The following is a 23496-nucleotide window of genomic DNA, read 5'->3' on the forward strand; positions in this document are numbered from 1 at the left end:
GCGGCAGTGCTGCGGTAGGCACAGGCTACGCCGAAATCGGTTAGGCCGTCGTTAAAAACACGCGTTAAATTTCTGTTATTCAGTCGTGCAGGGGGCCGAACGCGCGGGCAATTTCGCCGAAATTCGTCGAAAAGTGGCAAACCGGCATGAACGCGCCGATTACCGGCTGGCGGCCCGCTTCACCGCCCGGCGGCGGACCCGCTCGGCCAGGTAGGAAACGACCTCACCGGCCACGTCCACTCCGGTGGCGTCCTCGATACCTTCCAGGCCCGGCGACGCGTTGACCTCGAGCACGAGTGGGCCGCGACGCGAACGGATCAGATCGACACCCGCGACACCAAGTCCCAGCACGCGCGCCGCACGGATCGCGACATCTTCTTCCTCGACGCTGGAGCGCACGCCCTTGGCTGTGCCGCCGCGATGCAGGTTCGAGCGGAAGTCGCCCTTCGGCGCCTGCCGCTTCATCGCCGCGACCACCCGGCCACCGACCACGAAGCAGCGCAGGTCGGCGCCACGCGCCTCCTCGATGTATTCCTGCACCAGGAAGTTCGCGTACAGGCCGCGCAGCGCCTCGATCACGCCCTGCGACGCCGAGAGCTTCTCGGTCAGCATCACGCCCGCCCCCTGGGTGCCCTCGTTGAGCTTGATGACGTGCGGCGGCGCGCCGAGCATCGACAGCAGGTCGTGGGTGTCGTCGGGGTTGTCGCCGAACACCGTGGTGGGCAGCCCGATGCGCTCGGCGGCCAACAGCTGGTGGCAGCGCAGCTTGTCGCGCGCGCGCAGGATGGCGTCGGACGAGTTCGGCGTGAAGGTGTCCATCAGCTCGAACTGGCGCAGCACCGCCGAGCCGTAGCGCGTGATGGAGGCGCCGATTCGCGGGATCACCGCGTGGTAGCCGGCGATCGGCTTGCCCTTGTAGCGCATGCTGAACCCGTCGCTGGCGATGCGCATGTAGCAGCGCAGCGGGTCGAGCACGCGCACACTGTGTCCATGCTCGCGTGCGGCTTCCACGAGGCGCCGGGTGGAGTAGAGCTTGCTGTTGCGCGAGAGGATCGCCAGCTTCATCGGATCGACTTGAGTGAAGGCAGGCGCGCCGTGCTCGACGGCAGGCGCCCATGCAGGAAGGAACGCGCGGGATCGACGGTGAACACCCTCGCCAGCGCGGTACGGCCGAGCAGCATCGGGAACAGCATGCCGCGCCGGTCGGACAGATTGATTTCAATGACCCGGTCCACACCCGCCAGCGACAGCGTCGTGCGGACGAACACACGACGGGTGCAGTGACCGCCCGAATCGGTGACCTCGCGCACGTCGAACACCGGCGCGACGCCCTCGATCATTCCCGCGCCATGGCCCGGACTGAGCCGGAAACCCACCCAGGGCTCGCCGCGTTCGTGGAAATGCCACTGCCCGTCCACGTGGAGGGCAGAGCTGCGCGCGCCACTGTCGACCTTGGCGCGCAGCCGGCCGATGCCGAGGTCGGGCAAGCCGACCCATTCACGCCAACCCAGCACGATCTTCGTCGCCATCGCGCCTCCAGGAATGCGTCCTGAAAGACAAAAACGGCGGCCACTGTAAGGCAGGCCGCCGCTTGAGATGTTTGGAGCGGGTGATGGGAATCGAACCCACGCTAGCAGCTTGGGAAGCTGCAGTTCTACCATTGAACTACACCCGCGTGCGGCGAAGTCTATGCCTCCCGTCGGAGGCTTGGCAACGCGGCGCGAAGGTCGCGCCGCGTGCCGGTTCAGCCTGGCACGTGCGACCGGATCAGAAGCTGCCGCCCACGCTGAGGAACACCGTCGCGTCGTTTCCGCCGCGCTGGCCGACCGTGAGGCTGGTGCCCAGATCCGCCTGCACGCCGAACAGCTGCGTGCGCGCACCCATCACCAGCGTGCCGTAGTTCTGGTCGTACGAGACGCCCGGCACCGAGTATGCCGGCACGCCCGCCATCGAGCGCAGCGAGGCCGAGACTTCGTCTTCGGCGTCCTCGAACTCGTGGTCGTAGGTCAGCTTCGCGTACGGGCGCAGGTGCTCGTTCAACGAATAGTCGACCTGCCAGCCCACGCTGCCGATCAGCGAGTCGAACTCCTGCTTGCCGAACGACAGGGCGGTGGACTCGGTGCTGTTCTCGTCGAAGCCGTCGACTTCGATCGTCTGCGACAGCAGCTGCACGACCGGGCCGTGCTTGAGCGCGCCCTCGCCGAAGTTCCAGCCCGCCGAGAACGCCGCGGTGAGGTTGGTGCCGTCCGGCGAGGCGCTGTGCGTGCGCGACGTCGGGCCGAGCTTCACGCGACGGCTCACGTCGTACGACAGCCACGTGTAGCTGACCTGGCCGTTGATCCACGCCGCGCCGCTGCTCCAGCCCAGGTAACCGCCGAGCGTGGCGTCGTCCTGGTCGAAGTCGCCGCGGTTGAGGCCCCAGTCCATGAACTGCCGGCCGTAGCCGACGAAGCCGCCGTAGGTCAGGTCGCCGCTGGCCCAATCCAGGCCGAAGCTGAGCGACGGACCCATGCCGTCGTAGTTGTCGCCATCGCCGTAGCGCTGCGAGTCGCCGCGGACGTCGGCCCACCAGCGCATGTCCTCACCGTCCGGACGCGAACCGATCTGGGCAGCCACGCGCTCGGCGCGGGCGCGGCCCACCACCGATGCCGAATGCGGCAGCACCGCGATCTGGCGCGGGGCCTCGAGGATCGAGATGGCGTAATCGCCCAGGATCGCGTGCGCCTTCAGGGTGGGATGCACGCCGTCGGCGAACACGTAGGCGTCCGGCGCGTCCGGCGCGGCATACGACGCCGGGTTGCAGAACAGCGACGAGCTGCCCGCCGGAGCCGGCTGGGTGAGGCAGGCGGGGCTGGTCGTGTTGCGGATGCCGTACGGCGCCGGGTTGGCGATGATCTCGCCGAGCAGGTGGAAGGTATCCAGCGGGATCACGCGCAGGTTCGCGCTGGCCAGGCCGGCGAAGAGCGCGTTGTTGTAGCCCGTGGACAGCGCCGTGCCGAAGGCGATGCCGGCCGCGCCGTTCGCACGGTACTGCGGGGTCGCGCCCAGGTCCGGCACGGTCGGCACCAGCACGTAGCGCGCACCGGCGCCTTCGAGCGTGGCGACGTTGGTGACCTGCGCGGTGACCGCGGTGCCGATGGCGGTCTGGATCTGCGCCGCCGTCATCGTCGGCGAGATCGCGAACAGGTCGTTCGCGCCGCCCCACACCGTGTAGAGCGCATTGGCATCGGCACGCCCGCCGTTGGCGGTGAGGTGCGTGGTGATCTGCGTGCTCAGCGCGGGAATCGCGCCGAAGGGGCTGGTGCCGTTCACGGCGTTACGCGCGCCGCCGACGGCGTAGTTGGTGCCGCCCTGGTTCGCCGGGTTGGCACTGGCGTCGTAGTAGTCCGCCACGTATTCCGCCCAGACCAGGCCCGGATTGGTGGTGAAGCGACCGAGCAGCGCGCCGTTCGGACCGACCGCCTGGATGAGCCCCGGACGGAACGAACCCGAATCGGTAAGGCTGTCGCCGAAAAAGATCGTCTTCGAATACGTCTGGGCGAAAACCGGTGCGGTCGCGAGCGCCAGGGCGGCGGCCAGCACGGAGCGGACGGGTGTCATCATCGGGTTTTCCTGGTGGCGGTGGTGGGCTCCGCGGTACATACGCCCGCGGATGGCGAATCGAAGCATGCGGCGTTGCGGCACACACGCCGCACTGCGTCAAAAACCGTGCCGGGTGGCCGGCGCCGGTGCTGGCGGCGACAATACACGCATGGACATCGTTCTGAACGGCGAGCCGCGCGCGATCGCGGCGCACACCACGGTCCTCCAACTTCTGCAGGCCGAAGGCCTCGGCGAACGCCGCGTGGCGGTGGAGGTCAACAGCGAGATCGTGCCCCGCAGCCGGCACGGCGAACACGCCCTGGCGGACGGCGACCGCGTGGAGATCGTCCACGCGCTGGGAGGAGGATGAGGCAGGCCGCTACGCGGCACTGCCGCGTGGCCTGCCGAATGCCCGGCCACGGATGGCCGGGCCGGGCGATCCGAAGCCCGCTCCGCGACGCCATGGACGGCAACCGCAAGTTCATTGAACGCCCGTGCGTGCGCGGCATGCCGCGCAGCTCGGGCGAATGCCCGGCCATGGATGGACGGGCCGGGCGATCCGAAGCCCGCTCCGCAACGCCATGGACGGCGACCGCTACCTCATTGAACGCCCGTGCGTGCGCCGCACTCCGCATCGCGTTCATCGCGACCTGTCGCGCCCCCACTCCGCCAACCCTCACCCCACCCCCTCTCCAGCGGGAGAGGAGCTGCGCCGCGCTGCTAAACTACGGCGATGACTGCTCCGCTTTCCCCCACGTTCCCCGCCGATCCGCTGGTGATCGCCGGCAAGCCCTACGCATCGCGCCTGCTCACCGGCACTGGCAAGTTCGCCGACCTCGAGCAGACCCGTCTGGCCACCGAGGCCGCCGGCGCGCAGATCGTCACCGTCGCCATCCGCCGCACGAACATCGGCCAGAACCCCGGCGAGCCGAACCTGCTCGACGTGCTCCCGCCCGACCGTTTCACGCTCCTGCCCAACACCGCAGGCTGCTACACCGCCGATGACGCGGTGCGCACCTGCCGCCTCGCGCGCGAGCTGCTCGACGGCCACAAGCTGGTCAAGCTGGAAGTGCTCGGCGACCAGAAGACGCTCTACCCCGACGTCGTGCAGACCCTCGCCGCGGCCGAGCTGCTGGTGAAGGACGGCTTCGACGTGATGGTCTACACCTCCGACGACCCCATCCTGGCCAGGCGCCTGGAGGAGATCGGCTGCGTGGCGGTGATGCCGCTGGCCGCGCCCATCGGCTCGGGCCTTGGCGTGCAGAACAAGTACAACCTGATCGAGATCATCGAGAACGCGAAGGTGCCGATCATTGTCGATGCCGGCGTGGGCACCGCTTCCGACGCCGCCATCGCGATGGAGCTGGGCTGCGACGGCGTGCTGATGAACACCGCCATCGCCGGCGCGAAGGACCCGGTGCTCATGGCGCACGCGATGAAGCTGGCCGTCGAGGCCGGTCGCGCCGCCTTCAAGGCCGGCCGCATTCCGCGCAAGCGCTTCGCCAGTGCGTCCTCGCCGGTGGACGGGCTGATCGGGTGATGTCGCCGAGCCTCAATGACACCGTTCGTCCTGAGCGTAGCGCCGAACGCGCGAAGTCGAAGGACCCGTACAGCACCGTCCATCCTTCGACTTCGCCGCTGCGCGGCTACGCTCAGGACGAACGGGAATGAGTCACGACGGCCCGCGCAAGGCTCCGCCCAAGCCCTTCACCGTCGAGGAAGGCCGCCGCCAGGTCCGCAGCTTCGTGCTGCGACAGGGGCGCTTCACCGAGGCCCAGCAGCGTGCGTTCGATACGCTGTGGCCCCGGTTCGGCCTGGACTACACGGGCCAGCCGCGCGATTTCGACGCCGCCTTCGGCCGGCACGCCAGGCGCGTGCTCGAGATCGGCTTCGGCAACGGCGAGGCCCTGCGGTTCGCCGCGCAGAACGACCGCGAACGCGACCTCATCGGCATCGAAGTCCATGCACCGGGCGTGGGCCGGCTGCTCAACGCGCTGGCCCAGGACGACGCCGATCACGTGCGCGTGTACCACCACGATGCCGTGGAAGTGCTGCGCAACGAGATCGCCGACGGCTCGCTCGACGAGATCCGCATCTACTTCCCCGATCCCTGGCACAAGAAGCGCCACAACAAGCGGCGACTGGTGCAACCCGAGTTCGCCGCCCTGCTGACGGCCAAACTCGCCATCGGCGGGCGCTTGCACCTCGCCACCGATTGGCACGACTATGCCGAACAGATGTGGGATGTGCTCGACGCAACGCCCGGCCTGATCAATCGTGCCGGTCCGCGCGGAAGCGTTCCGCGGCCGCAATGGCGACCGCAGACCCACTTCGAAACCCGCGGCCAGAAGCTCGGCCACGGCGTGTGGGACCTGCTCTACGACCGTCGCTGACGCCACGAAGACACGAGAGTCGCTGACCACGCCGCATGGACACCGCGCTGACGCTCACCACCGACATGAAGCTCGTGCTCGGGCTGGTGGGCTTCACGATGGTGATGTTCCTGTTCGAGCGCATCCGCGCCGACGTGGTCGCCCTGGTGGTGCTGGTGCTGCTGGGCCTGTCGGGCCTGGTCGAACCGGACGAACTGTTCAACGGCTTCTCCGGTAACGCGGTCATCAGCATCATCGCCACGATGATCCTGGGCGCCGGCCTGGACCGCACCGGCGCACTCAACCGCCTCGCCGGCTGGCTGCTGCGCCGCGCAAAGGGCATGGAGCAACGGTTGCTGCTGCTCACCAGCGCGGTGGCCGGCCTCAACTCCTCGATCATGCAGAACCCGTCGGTGATGGCGCTGTACATGCCCGTCGCCGCGCGCCTGTCCTCCCGCACCGGCCTGGCCATGCCGCGCCTGCTGTTGCCGATCGCCGCGGCCATCGTCATGGGTGGCGCGCTGACGATGGTCGGCAACTCGCCGCTGATCCTGCTCAACGACCTGCTGATGGCGGCCAACAGCAACCTGCCCTCGGGCGCGGCCACGCTGGAACCGCTGAAGATGTTCGCGCCGCTGCCGATCGGCCTGGCGCTGCTGGCCGCGTCGCTGGCGTACTTCCATTTCTTCGGCGACAAGCGCCTGAGCGACGACGAAGGCAAGGGCGCCACGCCCGCGCGCACGCAGAGCTACTTCGCCAAGTCCTATGGCATCGAAGGCGACGTGTACGAACTCACCGTCAGCGCCGACAGCCCGCTGGTGGGCATGTCGCTGGGCGAGGCCGAGGCGCTGCGCGGCGCTCCGTTACTGCTGGCGCTCAAGAGCGATGGCGAGGCGCGACTGGCACCACCGGCGGACACGCGCATCTGGGTCGGCAGCGTGATCGGAGCGATGGGCCCGAAGCAGCAGGTCGGCGATTTCGCCCAGAACCACTTCCTGCGCATGTCCTCGCGCCTGCGTACCTTCGGCGACCTGTTCAACCCCAGTCGTGCCGGTATTTCCGAAGCAGTCGTGCCAGCCACCTCGAAGTTCATCGGCAAGAACGGCCGCGACCTGCAACTGCGCAAGCAGATGGGCCTGAGCCTGCTGGCGATCAACCGCGACAAGAGCGTGCTGCGCGAGAACGTGCGCGACGTGAACCTGCGCGCCGGCGACATGCTGGTGTTCCACAGCATCTGGACCGACCTGCACGAAGCGGCGGCCAGCAAGGACCTGGTGGTCGTCACCGACTACCCCAAGGGCGAGCAGCGCCCGCACAAGTTCAAGATCGCCATGACGATCTTCGCCATCTCGATGCTGCTGGCGCTGTCCTCGCGGCTGCCGGTGTCGATCGCTCTGATGACCGGTGTGGCCGGCATGCTCATCGCCGGCGTGATCCACATCGACGAGGCCTACGCTGCGATCAACTGGAAGACCGTCTTCCTGATGGCGTGCCTGATCCCCTTGGGCTGGGCGATGGATTCCAGCGGTGCCGCAGCGTGGGTGGCGGGCCACACCATCGAACGATTGCCCACCGGTACGCCGGTGTGGCTGATCGAAATACTGCTGGGCCTGTTCACCACGCTGTTCTCGCTGGTGATCAGCCATGTCGGCGCGACCATCGTCACCGTGCCACTGGCGATCAACCTCGCCCTCGCCGCGGGCGGCAACCCGACCGCATTCGCGCTGATCGTCGCGCTGTCGGCGTCCAACAACTTCATGACCGCATCCAACCCGGTCATCTCGATGATCACCGGCCCGGCCGGCTACACCGGCAAGGAACTGTGGAGGATCGGCGCGCCACTGTCGCTGATCTACACCGCGGTGATCGTACTGATGGTCAATCTGATGTTCTGAACGTCCTGGGGGACTTCGCGCATGCACCCGTTCCGACTCGCCGCCGTGCTGGCAGCGACCGTTCTCTTCGTCCCGATGCACTCGCAGGCCGCCTCGCCCATGACCGTCACGCTCAGCACGCGCACCACGCTCAACCTCGCCACGGCCAAGGCGATCGTCGCCGCCGCCGAAGCCGAAGCACAGCGCCAGCAACTGCGCGTGACCATCGTGGTGGTCGACGACGCGGGCCGCCCGCTGCTGCTGCAACGCATGGACGGCACGCCCAATTCCAGTGTGGAAGTCGCCACCGCGAAGGCACGCCACGCCGTGGACTACCGCCGCGACACGGTGTTCCACCAGGACCTGCTGGAGAAGCAGGCACTGGCGGTGCTCGCGTTGCCGGATTCGCTGCCCATCGAAGGCGGCGTGATGCTCAAGCACGGCGAGGAAGTGATCGGCGCGATCGGCGTGTCGGGAGCGGCGTCCAGTAAGGACGGCGAGATCGCGCGCGCAGGTGCGGCGGTGTTGGCGACAGCGCGCGCGCCGTGACACGCGCGAAACGGTCAGCGTGAGGCGTCCACCAGCATCACGGCCCACAGCCCAAGCACCGCCACGAAGTTCACGGTGAACACCAGCCCGCGCAGCCGCACGTTGCGCGTGCCGATCTGCACCGCGCTGTGCAGCACGCGCCCGGCGACGAACAGCCACGCCAGCAGCAACGGCCACGAACCGCTGTCGTTTCGCACGATCAGCAGTACGCAGGCCACGTGGAAGAACAGCGGCCACTCGAACTGGTTCGACAGGTTCGCGCTGATGCGCGGCTCGACGCCGGCCCAGGGATTGCTGCCGTCATCCTTCCGTCCGATGCCCCAGATGGCCGGCGCCCGCGCGACGGTCAGCAACACATAGAGGAAGGCCGCCAGCGCGATGTGCGCGGTCATGGGGACGATCAGCGGATGTGGCATTCGCGCTCCCGGAACGAACGTCGTTGAAATGCAGCCGATGCGTCCGGCGGCGCGTGCGGGTCGAACCTTACATCCCCAGCCACACCGCCCCATCGCGCACACTCACCTCCACCGCGCGCAGCGATTCCCCACGACACGGTCCGGCCACGCAGTCGCCGCGAACGAGTTCGAAACTCGCACCGTGCGCGGCGCAGACCAGCAGGCCGTCCTTGCTCTTGAGGAACTGGCCCGGCGCCCAGTCGAGGCGACGCCCCGCGTGCGGGCAGATGTTCAGCCAGGCCCGCACGTGATCGCCGTCACGATACAGAATCAACGATTCCGCATCGCCATCCAGGACCGCTTCGACCTCGGCGAAAGCCCCGTCCTGCAAGCGTTCAAGCACGATCAGCGGGGTCGCTTCCGCGGCCGGCACATGCGAATTGCTTAACGAAGTTCTCACACCTTCGGTCATGGGTGGCCCGATACTCCGTTGCCCGGCGATGTTGCCGCATTGTGTCACGACGCATTCCGATGTTCGCCCAGACCTTCCGCTTCGGTACGTCCCACTTCCATTCGCGCGTGCGTTCGGCCTTCGAGCCGCGCAAGCCGCGTCACCGCCTGCTGCGCTTCGCGCTGGGCGTGATCGGCCTCGGCGTGCTCGCGGTGCTGGTGGCGTTCTCGGTCGTCCTCGGCGCGGCGATGATCGCCATCGGCGTCACGTACAAGCTGTGGAAGCAGCGCGGCAAGCGCATGGCACGCAACGCGCAGCACATCGAAGGCGAGTTCCGCGTGGTCGGCCAGCCGGTGCTGGAGCCGCGTCGCGACGAATCGCAGACCAACGCCCTGTAAGCACATGGGTGACGTGATCGCGGCGCCGCCGCAGCCCCGCATTCCGGTCCGCGGCCAGTCGGACGGGTTCTTCCCGGTTCACCGTATTTATTGCGTCGGCCGCAACTTCGCCGATCACGCCCGCGAGATGGGCGCGGCCGTCCCGGCTTCGCGCGCCGACCGCGGCCAGCCCGTGTTCTTCCTCAAGCCTGCCGACGCCATCGCGCTGCAGGCGGACGTGCCCTATCCGCCCGGTACCCAGGACCTGCACCACGAAGTGGAGCTGGTCGTGGCGCTGGGCCAGGACGCACCACCCGGCGTGCTCGATCCCGACGACGCCGAACGCTTGATCTACGGTTACGCCGTGGGGCTGGACCTGACCCGTCGCGACCTGCAGGGCGCAGCCAAAGCCAAGGGCCTGCCGTGGGATACGGGCAAGGCGTTCGATCACGCCGCGCCCATCAGCGCCATCGTCCCGGCAGCCGAGGTTGGCGAGCTGGGCGCGCGCGCCCTCACCCTCACGATCAACGGCGAGACGAAACAGAACGGTTCGCTGGCCGACCTGATCTGGACGGTGCCGGAAATCCTGCACGAGCTGTCCAGGCTGTACGCCCTTCGCGCGGGCGACCTGATCTTCATGGGTACGCCGGCCGGTGTGGGTCCGCTGCAGCCGGGCGACCGTTTCCATGCCGTGCTGGAAGGCGTGGCGGAGCATTCGGGCCGGATCGTCGCTGCCTGAGCGGTATAGTCGCGGCGGCAGCCGCCGTCACCCAGTCAACGCAGGAGAGAGCGAAGCCATGGGCCTGATCACCGAGTTCAAGGAATTCATCTCGCGCGGCAACGTCGTCGACCTCGCCGTCGGTGTGGTGATCGGTGCGGCGTTCGGCAAGATCGTGACCGCGCTGGTGGACGGCATCGTGATGCCGGCGATCGGCGCCTTCACCAAGGGCGTCAGCGTCAGCGAGTGGAAGTACGTCATCAAGTCATCGCAACTGGATTCGGCCGGCAAGGAAGTCGCCGCCGAGCTGGCGATCCGCTACGGCATGTTCATCCAGACCCTCATCGATTTCGTGCTGATCGCGCTGGTGATCTTCCTGTTCCTCAAGGCCTACAACCGCGTGCGCACTCCGGCAGCCACGCCGGCCACGCCGGAAGACGTGCTGCTGCTGCGCGAGATCCGCGACCTGCTGAAGAAGTAAGCGCTTCGCGCCCTCTTCCGCCCTTCGGGCACCGCAACACAACCTCACTCCACCTGCCCTCTCCCCTTGCGGGAGAGGGACAGGCCGCGCAGCGGCCAGGGAGAGGGTTGGTCGTGCTTCGCGCATCCTGCGCTCACCGCCGTCGCCTCCTTTGCAGGGCGAGACGAAAACAGCACAAACGGCAAAGTCCACCGCGTGACTACCGACACCCTGCGGGTGGCGCATGACTTGTTACCCTCGCGCTTTCGTCTTCAGGGGAATTACCGGATGCGCGCAACACTGTCGGTGGCCATCGCCACGCTTCTGACCGCCGCCGTGTGCGGCCACGCCGACGCCGCCGAGCGCGAAACCCGGATTCCCGACAAGGCCATCGCCACCGCCGCGCAGCTGCGCGAGACGGCGCTGAAGAGCGACCTGGGCTACCGCATCGTCGAATCGCTGACCACCGAGGTCGGTCCGCGCCTGGCCGGCAGCGAGGCCGACGCGCGCGCCGTCGCGTGGGCGACCGCCAAGTTCAAGGAACTGGGCTTCGACAAGGTCTGGACCGAGCCGGTCACCTTCCCGAAGTGGGAGCGCCGCAGCGAATCGGCCCAGGTGGTCGGCAAGAACATGCAGCCGCTCCATCTGACTGCGCTGGGCGGCAGCCCGGCCGGCACCGTCGAGGCCGAAGTCGTGCGCTTCGCCGACCTGGCCGCACTGGAGGCCGCCGCGCCCGGTTCGCTGGCCGGCAAGATCGCCTTCATCGACTACAGGATGGAACGCGCGCGTGACGGCTCTGGCTACGGTCCGGGTTCGCGGGTGCGCAGCAAGGGCCCGTCCGCGGCGATCCGCGCCGGTGCCAGCGCCTATCTGATGCGCTCGGCCGGCACGGACTCGCACCGCAACCCGCACACCGGCATCACCCGCTTCGACGAAGGCCTCACGCCCATCCCGTCCGCGGCACTGGCCGTGCCGGACGCCGACCAGCTGGCGCGCCTGCTCGAGCGTGGTCCGGTGAAGGTGCGCGTGGCGCTGGACTGCGGCTGGGACGGCACCTACACCTCGCAGAACGTCATCGGCGAAATCCGCGGCTCGAAGAAGCCGGACGAAGTGGTCGTGATCGGCGGCCATCTGGATTCCTGGGACCTGGGCACCGGCGCGATCGACGACGGCGCCGGCGTGGGCCTGACGATGGCGGCCGCCAAACTCATCGGCGACCTCAAGCAGCACCCGGCGCGCACCATCCGCGTGGTCGCCTTCGCCAACGAGGAGCAGGGCCTGCACGGCGGCAAGGCCTACGCCGCCCAGCACAAGCCGGACGTGGCCAAGCACCAGATCGCCGCCGAGAGCGACTTCGGCGCGGGCCGCGTCTACGCCTGGTCCAGCTCCGCACCGGAATACGCCAAGGCCGCCGAGGCGCAGATCGCGCAGGCACTGGCCCCGCTGGGCATCGCCTACACGCCCGGCCAGGGGGGCCCGGGCCCGGACGTGGGTCCGTCCTCGCAGAACGGCGTGGCCTGGGCCCGCCTGGCGCAGGACGGCACGGATTACTTCGACCTTCACCACACCCCGGACGACACCTTCGATAAGATCGATCCGCAGGCGCTGGCGCAGAATGTCGCAGCCTATGCAGTGTTCGCCTACCTGGCCGCCTCGGCCGACGGCGATTTCGGAAGTCAGCCGGGTTCTCCCCAAGCCGGCAAGGAATAAGCCCCGGGTTTCATGGCAAAGCGGTACGACGATCCTGGAGATACCGCGGTAGACCCCATCACGGGCCTGCATCGCCTCGGAGCGAACGGGCCCAGCCTGGCGACCGCCATCGCGGTCGCCGGCGCCACCAAGCGCCGCATCGCGCTGCTGCACATCGACGTGGACATGTTCCGGTCGATCAACACCAACATGGGCACGGCCACGGGCGACCAGGCGCTCGCGGCCATCGCCCAGCGCCTGCGCCGCGCCGTGCCGCGCGACGGCTGGATCTGGCGCCTGACCAGCGACGAGTTCGTGGTCGGCATCGGCTATCGCGATGGCGAGCTCGACGGCGCCGCCCTGGCCGAACGCCTGCGCGACGCGTTCGAGACGCCGCTGTCCATCCCGCCCTACACGCTGCCGGTGACGCTCTCCATCGGCATCGCCGTCTTCCCCGACCACGCACCCAACGCCGCCACGCTACTGTCCAAGGCCGAGGAAGCGCTGCGCCGCGTGAAGCAGGACGGCCTCAACAACGTCGGCCTGTACTCCGCGTCCGCCGACCGCTCCGCGCCGAACGACGGCCTGGCCCAGCGTTTCGTCGAAGCCATCGACCGCGGCGAGTTCCGCCTGTTCTACCAGCCACAGGTCGCCGCGCACGACGGCAGCGTCACCGGCTTCGCCGCATTGCTGCGCTGGCAGACCGACCGCGGCCTGCTGCGCCCCAGCCAGTTCCTGGAACCGATCAACCGCGTCGGCCTCGCCGCGCGACTGGGCGCGTGGGTGGTGGAATCGGCCATCGCGCAGCTCGCGCAATGGCGCGCCGAAGGGCTGGATTACCTGTCGATGTCGGTGCACGTCTCCGGCCCGCTGCTGGTGCAGCGCGATTGCCTGGACCGCATCGGTGCACTGCTGCATCGCTACGGATTGCCGGGCAACGCGCTGGAGTTCGAAGTCCCCGAGAGCGTGCTCGTCACCGACAGCCACCGCGTGCACGACACGCTGGCCGGCTTGCGTGCGATGGGCGCGACGCTGACCGTGCAGGATTTCGGCCTGGGCGGACTGAGCTTCGCCGCGCTCGGCCAGTACCCGCTGGACCGCATCAAGATCGACCGCAGCTTCATCCGCAACGTCGCCAGCGATCCACGCAGCGCGGCGATCGTGCGCGGCATCATCGCGATGGGCCACCAGCTGGGCATGAAGGTGATCGCCAAGGGCGTGGAAAGCGAGGCGGAACTCGGCTTCCTGCGCCGCAACCATTGCGATTTCTTCCAGGGCTACCTGTTCAGTCCCTCGCAACCGGCCGACCAGCTGGGCGAACTGGTGCGCAAGCGTTTCCTGTTGCCCGGCGCATTCGCGGCGACGCGACCGGAGCGCACGCTGCTGTTGCTGGACGACGAGGAAAACGTGTTGCGCTCGCTGGTGCGCCTGTTCCGCCGCGACGGCTACCACATCCTCACCGCCAACAGCACGCGCGAGGCGTTCGACCTGCTCGCCAGCAACACCGCGCAGGTGATCCTGTCCGACCAGCGCATGGCCGACATGAGCGGCACCGAATTCCTCACGCGCGTGCGTGATCTCTACCCCGACACCATCCGCATGGTGCTCTCGGGCTACACCGACCTGGCCACGATCACCGAGGCCATCAACCGCGGCGCGATCTACCGCTTCCTGACCAAGCCGTGGAACGACGAGGAACTGCGCGAGCACATCCTCGATGCGTTCCGTGCGCATGAGCGGCGGGCGGCGGGCGAATCGGTGTACTGAGGCCGTGCGACAACGTGATCCGGACCGCGCGGGTGCGTGGTAGCGCTTCGCATACCCGCGCTACGTCCTGCATTGCTTTGCCGTTGCTTCGGCCGTTGCTTCGGCCGTTGCTTCGGCCGTTGCTTCGGCCGTTGCCGTTGCCGTTGCCGTTGCCGTTGCCGTTGCCGTTGCCGTTGCCGTTGCCGTTGCCGTTGATCTTGCGACTTCGGAGCGAGCCGAGCACCGGAGCCGGAAAAGGGCGAAGAGTCGCCCACTGTTTGAGTGCCGCGTAGCGGCGCGAGTTTGGGCGACGTCCCTTTTCCGACGAGGAGCGCAGGGGACCGCCGCGCAGCGGCGGATCGCGGAGGGAGCCAGCGGGTTTGGTTACTTTTGCCAAGACAAAAGTAACCCGCCCGTTTTCGGGCGGAAGCTTTTGCTCCTGCTGGTTCCGTTGCCTTTGCACCGGTTGCTGTCATTCCCGCGAAGGCGGGAATCCATGTGTCCGACGTATCACGGCCTTCGAAAAGAGTGCGGCGACTGAAAGTTGGATTCCCGCCTTCGCGGGAATGACGATCTCGAAAGCAACGTCAAGCTCAAAAGCAAAAGCTTCCGCTCGCAAGCGAGCGGGTTACTTTTGTTTCGGCAAAAGTAACCAAAACCATCCGCTCCCTACGCGATCCGCCGCTGCGCGGCGGTTCCCTGTGCTCCTCGCCAGCCAGGGGGACGTCGCCCAAACTCGCTACGCTGCGCTCCGCTCAAACATGGGCGACTCTTCGCCCCCTGCCGGGCTGCGGTGCTCGGCTCGCTCCGAAGTCGCAAGATCAACGACAACCTCAACGGCAACGGCCACAGCAACAGCAACAGCAACAGCCGCTACCGCATTGCACGGGCACCCAAAGGCGCACTGCGTGAACAGCGCGGCCCCGAGTTCGCTTCGCCTGCCCCGGCTAGCGGCGACCGCTACCGTCGATGTAATCGATCAACACCTGCGGCATCCGCGGCGTGATGCGCTCCGGCACCGCGTCCGCGCGCAGATCGAGGTAGAGCGCAGCGGCAGCGAGAATCGCACCGCGCACCGATGCGGTGTCGTGCGAGGCGACAGTCGCCGACAAGCGGCCGTCGTCGTCCATCCCCAGCGCCTCCGCGCGACGCACGCCGCGCTGCGGGCGCGAGGCGCGACGGTGCAGCATCGGCCCCAGCACCTGGTCGCGGAAGAACGCGAGCATGCCCAGCGCATCGAACAGTTCGCCGCGTCCCCACTTCGCCGCGGCATAGTGCAACCAGATCCAGGCGCGGTCCTCGAACCATTGCGATGACCGTTCGGGCCAATGGATGTGCGCCGCATCCAGCCTCGCCTCCACCGCCGCGCGATCGCGCGCGTACAGGATCGCGGGCCGCTCGACACGACGGTCCAGGTCCGTCGCGGTGACGAACTTCAGGTCGACGTGCAGCAGCGGCGGGCCGTACAGGCAGATCAGCAGCCGCGGCTCGCCGACGTGTTCACCGGTGAAGGCACCGAGCAGGTCGCCGAGGCTCCGGGCAAACGCCATGCGCGAGGCCATCGCTTCGTCGTAGTGCGCGTCGTCGACCACGATGACGACGTCGAGGTCGGAGTACGCGTCGAATCCGCCGTGCACGTACGAACCACCGGCAAGCAGCGCGCTGAAGCGCACATCCGCGGCGACGGCGTCACGGATGCGTTCGAGGAAGTGCGAATGCAGTGCGGGAATGCCGGACATCGCGGGTCTCCAGGCCACGGGCCCAGACTACCGACGCGGATTGGATGCCGACAAGCGCGCTGCGTGCGCGCGGGTCACTTCGCGCGCGGTCGCGACAGCGCCGGCTGCGCGATCGGCAGCACCACGCGGAACGTGCTGCCCGCGCCGGGGCGGCTGGTCACGTCGATGCGGCCGTGGTGCTTGGCGACGATGCGGTACGCGATCGCCAGACCCAGCCCCGTGCCGTGGCCGATGGGCTTGGTCGTGTAGAACGGGTCGAAGATGCGCGCCTGCACGTCCTCGGGAATGCCAACGCCGTCGTCGCCGACGCTCACCCACACCTCGTCGCCCTCGGTGCCCATGGCCAGCGTGATCAGGCCGCGCTCGGCGATGGCCTGGCCGGCGTTGATCAGCAGGTTCATGAAGACCTGGTTGATCTCCGACAGGTGGCATTCCACCAGCGGGACCTCGTCGTAGTGCTTCTCGACCTTCGCCTTGTACTTGAGGTCGTTCCACACGATGTTGAGGGTGGATTCCAGGCCCTTGCGCAGGTCGGACGAACGCATCGGCTCGTCGCGCTCGACGTGCGAGAACTCCTTGAGGTCCTGCACGATCTTGGTCACGCGCTCGATGCCCTCGCGCGATTCCTCCAGCAGCTTGGGCACGTCGCCGACGATGAAATCCACGTCCAGGCGGTCGCGCAGGCGGCGCAGCAGCGGACGGCTTGCGGCGGGGTCGTCGGATTGCAGCGCGGTGTGGTAGCCGTCCAGCAGCGCCAGCAGCGCGCCGACGTATTCCTGCAACGTGCCCAGGTTGGAGTGCACGTAGCCGATGGGGTTGTTGATCTCGTGCGCGACGCCCGCGGCGAGCTGGCCGATGGAGGCCATCTTCTCCGACTGCAGCAGCTGTTCCTGCGCACTGGCCAGGCGGTCGTAGGTGGATTGCAGTTCATCGTGGCGACGGCGCAGTTCGCCTTCGCGCGCCGAGCGCACGGAGATGTCGGTCATCACCACGAAGCGGCGGCAAAGGCCGCGGTCGCCGCCGGCGAAGGCCTTCACTTCCAGCACCAGCCCCGTCTGTCGCGTGGGCACTTCGCCGATCCAGCGGCCGTCGCGCATGGCGATCTGCCAGCCCTGTTCGGGGATGTAGTCCAGCAGTTGGGCGGGATCAGGTCTTACGTCGTCGGGGTGCAGGCGCATGGCCAGCACGCGCGCGGCGTCGTTGCTGTGCAGCATTTGGCCCTGGCTGTCGAGCAGGAACACCGCCAGGTCGGACATGGCGACCGCCCAGAGCATGTCTTCGCTCCAGATGCCGTCGTTGTCCATGCCCAGGATTTCGTTCATCCCACTCCGAGACAGCGCGCCTGTGGTTTGGCGCCCGACTGTCCGGAAGCATCGTACACGCTGTCGGCGTCGAGCCGGCCGAGGTGGCGCAGCGACCAGTTCACCTCGCGGCGACGGCGCGCCAGCAGGGCGCCGTTGGCCTGGTTGAGCTCGCTCAGCGCGATCACGCGTTGCGAATCGCCCGCCGCCACGCTCACCGCCTCGGCCTGTCGCAGTGCGACGAGCTTGGCCTGCGTGGACACCAGCAACGCATCGACGTCGTGCTCGAGCAGCGCGCGGCGCTCCTCGTGCAGCGCGCGCTCCAGCGCCTCCAGCGGATGGACGGCCGCCTCGCTCACTTGGTCAGCGCGTTCTCGAGCGAGAGCATGCGGTCGGCGACGGCCTGCGCATCCACCTTGTAGGTGCCGTCGGCGAGCGAGGCACGGATGGCGTTGACCTTGGCGACATCGATGCCGGCCGGGGCCGCACCGAGCTCGCGCTCCAGCGCCTGCAGGCCGGTGGCATCGCCGGTCAGGCGCATCTGGTCGGTCGCCGCGGTGGCGCCGACCGGCTGGCCGCGTTCGGCACCGGAACGGGACTGCACGGACGTACTGGCCGCGGCGTCGATCTGACGCAGCGCGGGGGACAGGGCACCGTCGATCTTGTGGGTCATGGCTGACTCCTGGAAAACGTGTTCGAACTGGGTAACGGCCGCCCGAGGGCAGACTTGAGGGGAAAACCTGACATGGATGTCAGGAAGTTCGGAGTTGCGGGAGCCATCACACCTTTGCCCCTCACAGCTGGACCTCCACGACGCCCGGGCCCACCAGCCGGCCCCGGATGATACGGCGCGACCCGGTGTTCTCGACCGAGACGGTCGCGCCCACCGCCGCGGCACCCATCGCCCGCCCGGCCATCCGCACTTCCATGCCGCCCACCCTGGACACCAGCGTCACCGGGTCGCCACGCTGCACGAGCGGCGGCGCCTCGGGTTCCGGCGTGAATCCCACGGGCTTGAGCCGACGCCCACTGAGGGGACGCAGACCGGCCCGTGCGGGCGCTGCGGCCTGCGCGAGCGGCTCACCGTCGGCGCGACGCACCGGCACATAGAGCTGCCACCCCGGGTTGTCGGCACAGCGCACCGCGACTGAAGCCGGCCCATTGGCCGCCGCCTGCAGCGCCTGCGCACAGGCGGGCATCCGCGTCCGGGGATCGACCCGGACCTCGGCCTGCACACCCGGACCGAGCGAGGCGATGGCGGCATCGCGGATGGACTCCGGCGACTGGAATCCGTCGGCCCAGGCCCACACCGGGCACAGCAGCAGCACGACCAGCAGGGGCCGGGAGGCGATGCGCATGGGTGGGCTCCGGAGAGGGATTGTCCGGGGGTGTGCAGGATTTGTGCCGTGGTGGGTGGCGGCGCATTGGCGAATGCGAATTGCAGTTGCAAGTTGGCATTTGGCGATTAGCGGCGACCTGGCTGTGGCTGCCCACCACGGTTGCGGTTGCGGTTGCGGTTGCCACTGCCACTGCCACTGCCACCGCCGTTGCCGTTGCCGTTGCCGTTGCCGTTGATCTTGCGACTTCGGAGCGAGCCGAGCACCGGAGCCGTACGGGGGCCGAAGAGCCGCCCGTGTCTGAGCGAAGCGCAGCGCAGCGAGTTTGGGCGGCGTGCCCTCGTGCGGCGAGGAGCACAGGGAACCGCCGCGCAGCGGCGGATCGCGGAGGGAGCTGGCGGTTTTGGTTACTTTTGCCAAGACAAAAGTAACCCGCCCGTTTTCGGGCGGAAGCTTTTGCTCCTGCTGGTGCCGTTGCTTTTGCAGCGGTTGCCGTCATTCCCGCGAAGGCGGGAATCCAGCCTTCAGCCATCGCACTCTTTTCGAAAGCCGTGATACGTCGGACACGTGGATAGTGCCGCCATGCGGCGGCCCAGAAGACCCCGCCTTCGCGGGAATGACGAGCTTCGACATCAAGAACAACAGCTTCCGCTCGCAAGCGAGCGGGTTACTTTTGTTTCGGCAAAAGTAACCAAAACCATCCGCTCCCTACGCGATCCGCCGCTGCGCGGCGGTCCCCTGTGCTCCTCGCCGCACGAGGGCACGCCGCCCAAACTCGCTACGCTGCGCTCCGCTCAGACATGGGCGGCTCTTCGGCCCTCGCGCGGCTGCGGTGCTCGGCTCGCTCCGAAGTCGCAAGAGCAAGAGCAAAGGCAAAAGCACGGCAACGGCAACGGCAACGGCAACGGCGGTGGCGGTGGCGGTGGCGGTCGCGGTCGCGGTCGCGACGGCAATGTCGCTGACAACCGTCCAACCACCAGCCCAAATGCAAGTTGACCCGCAGGAGGCCCACCCGGGCATCGCCTCGACACACCCGCGCCGGAAACCGGACGCCCCCCGCCAGAAACCCGTTCATGAACCGTGGCACGCCGCTTGCCTGTACCCGACAGGTAATCCGCTTCGCCATACGGACCATGACCGACGCCATCTCCTCCATCCTGTCCCAGATCCGCGCGCACGAAATGCGCATGCGCGGGCCGGATGCCGCCGCGGGCAACGCCATCGCCCCGTCGGCGCTCGCGCCGGGGGCGGCGGGAAGTGCGCAGGCCGCGCCGGGATTCCAGCAGACCCTCAACAACGCCATCGACAGCGTCAGCCGCGCGCAGAACACCAGCGGCGCACTGCAGCAGGCGTTCGAAATGGGCGATCCGCGCGCCGATCTGGCGCGGGTGATGGTGGCCATGCAGCAGTCGTCCGTGGCCTTCCGCGCCACGGTGGAAGTGCGCAACCGCCTCGTGCAGGCCTACCAGGACGTCATGAACATGCCGGTGTGACCCGCCGCGCCTGACGACGTCCCATCCCCGACCCCACCTTCCTGCAGAGCACCATGGCCGTCATCACTCTTCCCGACCAGAACAAGCTGCGCGACCTGCGCGGGCTGCAGGACATTCCGGTGGTGCGCCAGCTCGGGCTGTTTGCGCTCGTGGCGGCGGTCATCGCACTGGGGCTGTGGTTGTTCTTCTGGACGCAGCGTCCGGACTTCGTGCCGGTCTACGCAGGGCTGGACGCCAAATCCACCAGCGATGCCTCCGAACTGCTGCGCACCGCGCAGATTCCGTTCCGCGTCGACCCGGGCAGCGGCGCGCTGGCCGTGCCGCAGGACCAGCTGGGCCAGGCCAAGCTGGCGCTCGCCGCGGCCGGTCTGCCGGCCAACAACGATTCCGGTTTCGACGCCATCAAGGGCGACCAGGGCTTCGGCACCAGCCAGTTCATCGAGAACGCGCGCTACCAGCACGCGCTGGAGTCCGAACTGGCCCGCACCATCGCCAACCTGCGCCCGGTGCGCGAGGCGCGCGTGCACCTGGCCATGCCCAAGCCCAGCGCGTTCACGCGACAGAAGGAACCGGCCAGCGCGTCGGTCGTCCTGCAGCTGCACAGTGGCGCCGCGCTGGAACAGGGCCAGGTCGATGCCATCGTGCATCTGGTGGCATCCAGCATCCCCGGCCTGCCGCCGGAACGCGTGACGGTGGTCGACCAGTTCGGCCGCATGCTGTCCAACATCGATCCCGACAGCGACGCCGCGATCAGCGCCAAGCAGTTCGATCAGCAGCACCGACTGGAAGCCACCTACGTCCAGCGCATCCACGAACTGCTGGAGCCGATGACCGGCGACGGCCGCATCAGCGCGCAGGTCAGCGTCGACATGGACTTCGCGCAGACCGAGGAAGCGCGCGAGGTGTACGGCCCGCAGCAGCCGATGGTGCGCAGCGAGCAGATGTCCGAGTCCACTTCCGGTGGTGGCGCCGGTCCGCAGGGTGTGCCGGGCAGCGCGAGCAACACGCCGCCCACGCCGCCGCCGGCCAACGCCACTGCCGCGCAGCAGGCGCAGCCCAACGCCGCGGCCGCCGCGCAGGCGCAGCAGACCGCATCGAGCGGCCCGTCCTCGCGCAGCTCGGTGCGCAACTACGAGATCGACCGCACCCTCACCCACACGCGCCAGGGTCCGGGCCGCGTGCGTCGCGTGACGGCCGCGGTGCTGGTGGACAACGTGCCCGCTGCCGCCGGCAAGGACGGCAAGCCGGCGCTGCGTGCGCTCACCGACCCCGAACTCAAGCGCATCGAGACGCTGGTGCAGCAGGCGATCGGATTCGATTCGCAGCGCGGCGACGCGGTGTCGGTGGTGAACGCGCCGTTCGCCCGCGACCTCGCCGTGGAAGGCGAAGGCGAGAAGGCGCCGCTGTGGGAGCACCCGCGCGCGATGGAATTCCTGCGCATCGCCGTCGGCGGCCTGGCGGTGCTGGTGCTGATCCTGACGGTGCTGCGTCCGCTGTTCCGCCAGTTGATGGGCGGCAAGACTCCGCCGAAGCAGATCGCCACCGCGACGGTGGTGCCGGTGGAGGACGACGACGTGCAGGTCGCGCTGTCGGGACCCGCCACGGAGAGTGCGCCGGTCGCGCTGCCGCCGGGCGCGATGACATTGGACGACAAGCTGGAAGTGGCGCGCGCGGCGGTCAACAACGATTCCAAGCGCGTGGCGCAGGTAGTCAGGGACTGGGTGGAATCCGATGGCTGATCCGACCGGATTGACGGGCGTGCAGCGCGCCGCGGTGGTCCTGCTCTCGCTGGGCGAGCAGCAGGCGGCCGAGGTGCTCAAGCACATGAGCGCGAAGGAAGTGCAGAAGCTGGGCCTGGCCATGACCTCGGTCAGCGGCGTCTCGCGCGAGTCCGTGGGCAAGGTCATCGACCAGTTCGTCGACAACCTGGCGCAGCCCAGCGGACTGGGTTCCGGCGCCGATGAATACGTGCGTGCCGTGCTGGTGCAGGCACTGGGCGAGGAACGCGCCAGCAGCCTGATCGACCGCATCCTGCTGGGCCGCAACACCTCCGGCCTGGACACGCTGAAGTGGATGGAGCCGCGCGCGATCGCCGACCTCGTCCGCAACGAACACCCGCAGATCATCGCGATCGTCATGGCGCACCTGGAAAGCGACCAGGCCGCCGAAGCGCTCAAGTGCCTGCAGGACCGCGTGCGCGCCGACGTGCTGCTGCGCATCGCCACGCTCGACGGCATCCCGCCCAATGCGCTGAACGAACTCAATGACGTGATGGCGCGCCAGTTCGCCGGCGCGCAGAACCTGAAATCGTCGTCCGTGGGCGGCGTGAAGGTGGCCGCCAACATCCTCAACTTCATGGACTCGGGCCAGGACGAAGTGATCCTGGGCACGATCGGCGAGATCGACGGCGAACTGGGCGTGCGCATCCGCGACCTGATGTTCGTCTTCGACAACCTCGCCGAGATCGACGACCGCGCCATGCAGGCCGTGCTGCGCGAGGTGCCCAACGACAAGCTCGCCGTCGCCCTGCGCGGCGCCGACGGCAAGGTGCGCGAGAAGATCACCAACAACATGTCGCAGCGCGCGGCGGAGATCCTGGTCGAGGACATGGATGCACGTGGCCCGGTGCGTCTGGCGGAAGTCGAGGCGGCGCAGAAGGAAATCCTGTCGATGGTCCGCAAGATGGCCGACGCGGGCACCATCCAGCTGGCGGCCAAGGCCGAGGCCTTCGTATGAGCCTGGCCACTTGGAGCCATGAACTGGCCGGCGCCGTGCGCTGGACCGCGCCGGGGTTGGAACCGCTGCCGCCGGAACCCGTGGTCGAGCTGCCCACGCCTCCGAGCGTGGAGGAACTGCAGGCCATCGAGGAAGCCGCACGTTCGCAGGGGTATCAGGACGGGCTGGAGCGCGGCCACGCCGAAGGCTTCGCCAGCGGCCAGGCCGAAGTGCGTCGCCTGGTCGCACAGATCGAAGGCATCCTCGATGGATTCACGCGTCCGCTCTCGCGGCTGGACGACGAAGTCGCCGAATCGCTGGCCGAACTGGCCGTGCGCGTCGCCGGCTCGCTGCTGGGCCCGGCCTACACGGCCGATCCGGCCCTGCTCGCCGACCTGGTGCGCGAAGCGCTCGACGCGGTCGGCACCAGTCATCGCGAAGTCGAGCTGCGCCTGCATCCGGACGACATGGGCGTGCTCTATCCGCACCTGGCCGGACTGGACGGCGTGCGCCTGACCAACGACAGCACGCTCGCCCGCGGCGAGCTGCGCGTGCACAGCGAGAGCGTGCGCATCGACGGCACGCTCGCCGCGCGTCTTCAGGCGGTGCTGGATTCCACCGTCGCGGCGCATGGAGCGGTGCGATGAGGCTGTGCTGCCACTGCGATGACGCTTCCCCGTTCGTCCTGAGCGTAGCGA

At 68.4% G+C, this 23496-nt stretch carries 25 protein-coding genes and 1 tRNA gene; 14 read left to right on the forward strand and 12 right to left on the reverse strand.

Annotation, left to right across the window (positions count from 1 at the left end; all coding sequences use genetic code 11):
- Nucleotides 1-159: 159 nt before the first annotated feature.
- The 4 genes from rimK to QLQ15_RS00495 form a co-directional block, all read right to left on the reverse strand.
- Nucleotides 160-1065: a 30S ribosomal protein S6--L-glutamate ligase gene (gene rimK, locus QLQ15_RS00480; RefSeq protein ID WP_283210912.1), complete on the reverse strand. Its 906-nt coding sequence runs from the start codon at nt 1063-1065 to the stop codon at nt 160-162.
- On the reverse strand, nt 1062-1529 hold the full coding sequence (locus tag QLQ15_RS00485; protein ID WP_283210913.1) for an ATP-dependent zinc protease family protein: 468 nt from the start codon (nt 1527-1529) through the stop codon (nt 1062-1064). Before QLQ15_RS00485 ends, rimK begins: the two co-directional genes overlap by 4 nt.
- Before the next feature lie 72 nt (nt 1530-1601).
- Nucleotides 1602-1675, reverse strand: a tRNA-Gly gene (locus tag QLQ15_RS00490).
- Between the two features lie 92 nt (nt 1676-1767).
- Nucleotides 1768-3579 (reverse strand): autotransporter outer membrane beta-barrel domain-containing protein, encoded by a 1812-nt coding sequence (locus QLQ15_RS00495; protein ID WP_283213891.1) that lies wholly within the window; start codon nt 3577-3579, stop codon nt 1768-1770.
- Nucleotides 3580-3751: 172 nt separating this feature from the next.
- On the opposite strand from QLQ15_RS00495, the gene thiS reads away from it, so the two are divergent.
- From thiS to QLQ15_RS00520, 5 genes are all read left to right on the forward strand, one after another.
- The gene (thiS, locus tag QLQ15_RS00500; protein WP_283210914.1) at nt 3752-3952 is read left to right on the forward strand and encodes a sulfur carrier protein ThiS; all 201 of its coding nucleotides are present in this window, start codon (nt 3752-3754) and stop codon (nt 3950-3952) included.
- Nucleotides 3953-4315: 363 nt separating this feature from the next.
- Nucleotides 4316-5122 carry a thiazole synthase gene (locus QLQ15_RS00505; RefSeq protein WP_283210915.1) on the forward strand — a complete coding sequence of 269 codons (807 nt, stop codon included), beginning with the start codon at nt 4316-4318 and terminating at the stop codon, nt 5120-5122.
- A gap of 127 nt (nt 5123-5249) precedes the next feature.
- Nucleotides 5250-5975, forward strand: a complete 726-nt coding sequence (gene trmB / locus QLQ15_RS00510) for a tRNA (guanosine(46)-N7)-methyltransferase TrmB (protein ID WP_283210916.1) — start codon at nt 5250-5252, stop codon at nt 5973-5975.
- A 35-nt stretch (nt 5976-6010) separates the two neighbouring features.
- Nucleotides 6011-7849, forward strand: a complete 1839-nt coding sequence (locus QLQ15_RS00515) for an SLC13 family permease (RefSeq protein ID WP_283210917.1) — start codon at nt 6011-6013, stop codon at nt 7847-7849.
- A gap of 21 nt (nt 7850-7870) precedes the next feature.
- Nucleotides 7871-8377, forward strand: a complete 507-nt coding sequence (locus QLQ15_RS00520) for a GlcG/HbpS family heme-binding protein (RefSeq protein ID WP_283210918.1) — start codon at nt 7871-7873, stop codon at nt 8375-8377.
- A 14-nt stretch (nt 8378-8391) separates the two neighbouring features.
- Here QLQ15_RS00520 and QLQ15_RS00525 read toward each other — a convergent pair whose 3' ends face one another.
- Nucleotides 8392-8793 (reverse strand): MAPEG family protein, encoded by a 402-nt coding sequence (locus tag QLQ15_RS00525; protein WP_283210919.1) that lies wholly within the window; start codon nt 8791-8793, stop codon nt 8392-8394.
- A gap of 67 nt (nt 8794-8860) precedes the next feature.
- Nucleotides 8861-9205 carry a Rieske (2Fe-2S) protein gene (locus QLQ15_RS00530; RefSeq protein WP_432277831.1) on the reverse strand — a complete coding sequence of 115 codons (345 nt, stop codon included), beginning with the start codon at nt 9203-9205 and terminating at the stop codon, nt 8861-8863.
- A gap of 98 nt (nt 9206-9303) precedes the next feature.
- Here QLQ15_RS00530 and QLQ15_RS00535 point away from each other — a divergent pair, with 98 nt between their 5' ends.
- The 5 genes from QLQ15_RS00535 to QLQ15_RS00555 all read left to right on the forward strand — a co-directional run bounded on the left by QLQ15_RS00535 (nt 9304) and on the right by QLQ15_RS00555 (nt 14234).
- A complete protein-coding gene (locus QLQ15_RS00535; RefSeq protein WP_283210921.1) occupies nt 9304-9621 on the forward strand; it encodes a hypothetical protein in 318 nt (105 codons plus the stop codon).
- 4 nt (nt 9622-9625) lie between these two features.
- Nucleotides 9626-10339 carry a fumarylacetoacetate hydrolase family protein gene (locus QLQ15_RS00540; RefSeq protein WP_283210922.1) on the forward strand — a complete coding sequence of 238 codons (714 nt, stop codon included), beginning with the start codon at nt 9626-9628 and terminating at the stop codon, nt 10337-10339.
- 58 nt (nt 10340-10397) lie between these two features.
- Entirely contained in the window at nt 10398-10799 is a 402-nt protein-coding gene (mscL, locus tag QLQ15_RS00545; protein ID WP_283210923.1) for a large-conductance mechanosensitive channel protein MscL, read from the forward strand.
- A gap of 267 nt (nt 10800-11066) precedes the next feature.
- Nucleotides 11067-12488, forward strand: coding sequence for a M28 family peptidase (locus QLQ15_RS00550; protein WP_283210924.1), 1422 nt, complete (start codon nt 11067-11069; stop codon nt 12486-12488).
- Between the two features lie 12 nt (nt 12489-12500).
- Nucleotides 12501-14234, forward strand: a complete 1734-nt coding sequence (locus tag QLQ15_RS00555; protein ID WP_283210925.1) for an EAL domain-containing protein — start codon at nt 12501-12503, stop codon at nt 14232-14234.
- Between the two features lie 926 nt (nt 14235-15160).
- Here the strand turns inward: QLQ15_RS00555 and QLQ15_RS00560 are convergent.
- From QLQ15_RS00560 to QLQ15_RS00585, 6 genes are all read right to left on the reverse strand, one after another.
- Nucleotides 15161-15952, reverse strand: coding sequence for a nucleotidyltransferase domain-containing protein (locus QLQ15_RS00560; protein WP_283210926.1), 792 nt, complete (start codon nt 15950-15952; stop codon nt 15161-15163).
- A 74-nt stretch (nt 15953-16026) separates the two neighbouring features.
- On the reverse strand, nt 16027-17274 hold the full coding sequence (locus QLQ15_RS00565; protein ID WP_283210927.1) for an ATP-binding protein: 1248 nt from the start codon (nt 17272-17274) through the stop codon (nt 16027-16029).
- Nucleotides 17271-17612, reverse strand: coding sequence for a flagellar protein FlgN (locus QLQ15_RS00570; protein ID WP_283210928.1), 342 nt, complete (start codon nt 17610-17612; stop codon nt 17271-17273). Before QLQ15_RS00570 ends, QLQ15_RS00565 begins: the two co-directional genes overlap by 4 nt.
- Nucleotides 17609-17926, reverse strand: coding sequence for a flagellar biosynthesis anti-sigma factor FlgM (gene flgM, locus QLQ15_RS00575; protein WP_283210929.1), 318 nt, complete (start codon nt 17924-17926; stop codon nt 17609-17611). The genes QLQ15_RS00570 and flgM overlap by 4 nt, the downstream gene beginning before the upstream one ends.
- A gap of 121 nt (nt 17927-18047) precedes the next feature.
- A complete protein-coding gene (gene flgA, locus QLQ15_RS00580) occupies nt 18048-18611 on the reverse strand; it encodes a flagellar basal body P-ring formation chaperone FlgA (protein WP_283210930.1) in 564 nt (187 codons plus the stop codon).
- A gap of 107 nt (nt 18612-18718) precedes the next feature.
- Nucleotides 18719-18856 (reverse strand): hypothetical protein, encoded by a 138-nt coding sequence (locus QLQ15_RS00585; protein WP_283210931.1) that lies wholly within the window; start codon nt 18854-18856, stop codon nt 18719-18721.
- An 867-nt stretch (nt 18857-19723) separates the two neighbouring features.
- On the opposite strand from QLQ15_RS00585, the gene fliE reads away from it, so the two are divergent.
- Genes fliE through QLQ15_RS00605 form a run of 4 tightly spaced genes read left to right on the forward strand, consistent with a single transcriptional unit; the run spans nt 19724 to nt 23445 of the window.
- Nucleotides 19724-20083 carry a flagellar hook-basal body complex protein FliE gene (fliE, locus tag QLQ15_RS00590; RefSeq protein WP_283210932.1) on the forward strand — a complete coding sequence of 120 codons (360 nt, stop codon included), beginning with the start codon at nt 19724-19726 and terminating at the stop codon, nt 20081-20083.
- 53 nt (nt 20084-20136) lie between these two features.
- On the forward strand, nt 20137-21822 hold the full coding sequence (fliF, locus tag QLQ15_RS00595) for a flagellar basal-body MS-ring/collar protein FliF (protein WP_283210933.1): 1686 nt from the start codon (nt 20137-20139) through the stop codon (nt 21820-21822).
- A gap of 10 nt (nt 21823-21832) precedes the next feature.
- Nucleotides 21833-22819 carry a flagellar motor switch protein FliG gene (gene fliG, locus QLQ15_RS00600; RefSeq protein ID WP_283213892.1) on the forward strand — a complete coding sequence of 329 codons (987 nt, stop codon included), beginning with the start codon at nt 21833-21835 and terminating at the stop codon, nt 22817-22819.
- Entirely contained in the window at nt 22816-23445 is a 630-nt protein-coding gene (locus QLQ15_RS00605; RefSeq protein WP_283210934.1) for a FliH/SctL family protein, read from the forward strand. Before fliG ends, QLQ15_RS00605 begins: the two co-directional genes overlap by 4 nt.
- The last annotated feature ends 51 nt before the right edge of the window (nt 23446-23496 follow it).

Origin of the sequence: Lysobacter stagni, from assembly GCF_030053425.1 — a bacterium.
GTDB lineage: Bacteria > Pseudomonadota > Gammaproteobacteria > Xanthomonadales > Xanthomonadaceae > Lysobacter_J > Lysobacter_J stagni.

Coding starts and splice junctions, on each gene's coding strand:
- QLQ15_RS00555 (WP_283210925.1), top strand. CDS start 12,501: ATGGCAAAGCGGTACGACGATCCTGGAGATACCGCGGTAGACCCCATC.
- trmB (WP_283210916.1), top strand. CDS start 5,250: ATGAGTCACGACGGCCCGCGCAAGGCTCCGCCCAAGCCCTTCACCGTC.
- QLQ15_RS00565 (WP_283210927.1), bottom strand. CDS start 17,274: ATGAACGAAATCCTGGGCATGGACAACGACGGCATCTGGAGCGAAGAC.
- thiS (WP_283210914.1), top strand. CDS start 3,752: ATGGACATCGTTCTGAACGGCGAGCCGCGCGCGATCGCGGCGCACACC.
- QLQ15_RS00535 (WP_283210921.1), top strand. CDS start 9,304: ATGTTCGCCCAGACCTTCCGCTTCGGTACGTCCCACTTCCATTCGCGC.
- QLQ15_RS00550 (WP_283210924.1), top strand. CDS start 11,067: ATGCGCGCAACACTGTCGGTGGCCATCGCCACGCTTCTGACCGCCGCC.
- QLQ15_RS00560 (WP_283210926.1), bottom strand. CDS start 15,952: ATGTCCGGCATTCCCGCACTGCATTCGCACTTCCTCGAACGCATCCGT.
- QLQ15_RS00520 (WP_283210918.1), top strand. CDS start 7,871: ATGCACCCGTTCCGACTCGCCGCCGTGCTGGCAGCGACCGTTCTCTTC.
- flgM (WP_283210929.1), bottom strand. CDS start 17,926: ATGACCCACAAGATCGACGGTGCCCTGTCCCCCGCGCTGCGTCAGATC.
- fliE (WP_283210932.1), top strand. CDS start 19,724: ATGACCGACGCCATCTCCTCCATCCTGTCCCAGATCCGCGCGCACGAA.
- fliF (WP_283210933.1), top strand. CDS start 20,137: ATGGCCGTCATCACTCTTCCCGACCAGAACAAGCTGCGCGACCTGCGC.
- mscL (WP_283210923.1), top strand. CDS start 10,398: ATGGGCCTGATCACCGAGTTCAAGGAATTCATCTCGCGCGGCAACGTC.
- QLQ15_RS00525 (WP_283210919.1), bottom strand. CDS start 8,793: ATGCCACATCCGCTGATCGTCCCCATGACCGCGCACATCGCGCTGGCG.
- rimK (WP_283210912.1), bottom strand. CDS start 1,065: ATGAAGCTGGCGATCCTCTCGCGCAACAGCAAGCTCTACTCCACCCGG.
- QLQ15_RS00505 (WP_283210915.1), top strand. CDS start 4,316: ATGACTGCTCCGCTTTCCCCCACGTTCCCCGCCGATCCGCTGGTGATC.
- QLQ15_RS00605 (WP_283210934.1), top strand. CDS start 22,816: ATGAGCCTGGCCACTTGGAGCCATGAACTGGCCGGCGCCGTGCGCTGG.
- QLQ15_RS00515 (WP_283210917.1), top strand. CDS start 6,011: ATGGACACCGCGCTGACGCTCACCACCGACATGAAGCTCGTGCTCGGG.
- flgA (WP_283210930.1), bottom strand. CDS start 18,611: ATGCGCATCGCCTCCCGGCCCCTGCTGGTCGTGCTGCTGCTGTGCCCG.
- QLQ15_RS00540 (WP_283210922.1), top strand. CDS start 9,626: ATGGGTGACGTGATCGCGGCGCCGCCGCAGCCCCGCATTCCGGTCCGC.
- QLQ15_RS00485 (WP_283210913.1), bottom strand. CDS start 1,529: ATGGCGACGAAGATCGTGCTGGGTTGGCGTGAATGGGTCGGCTTGCCC.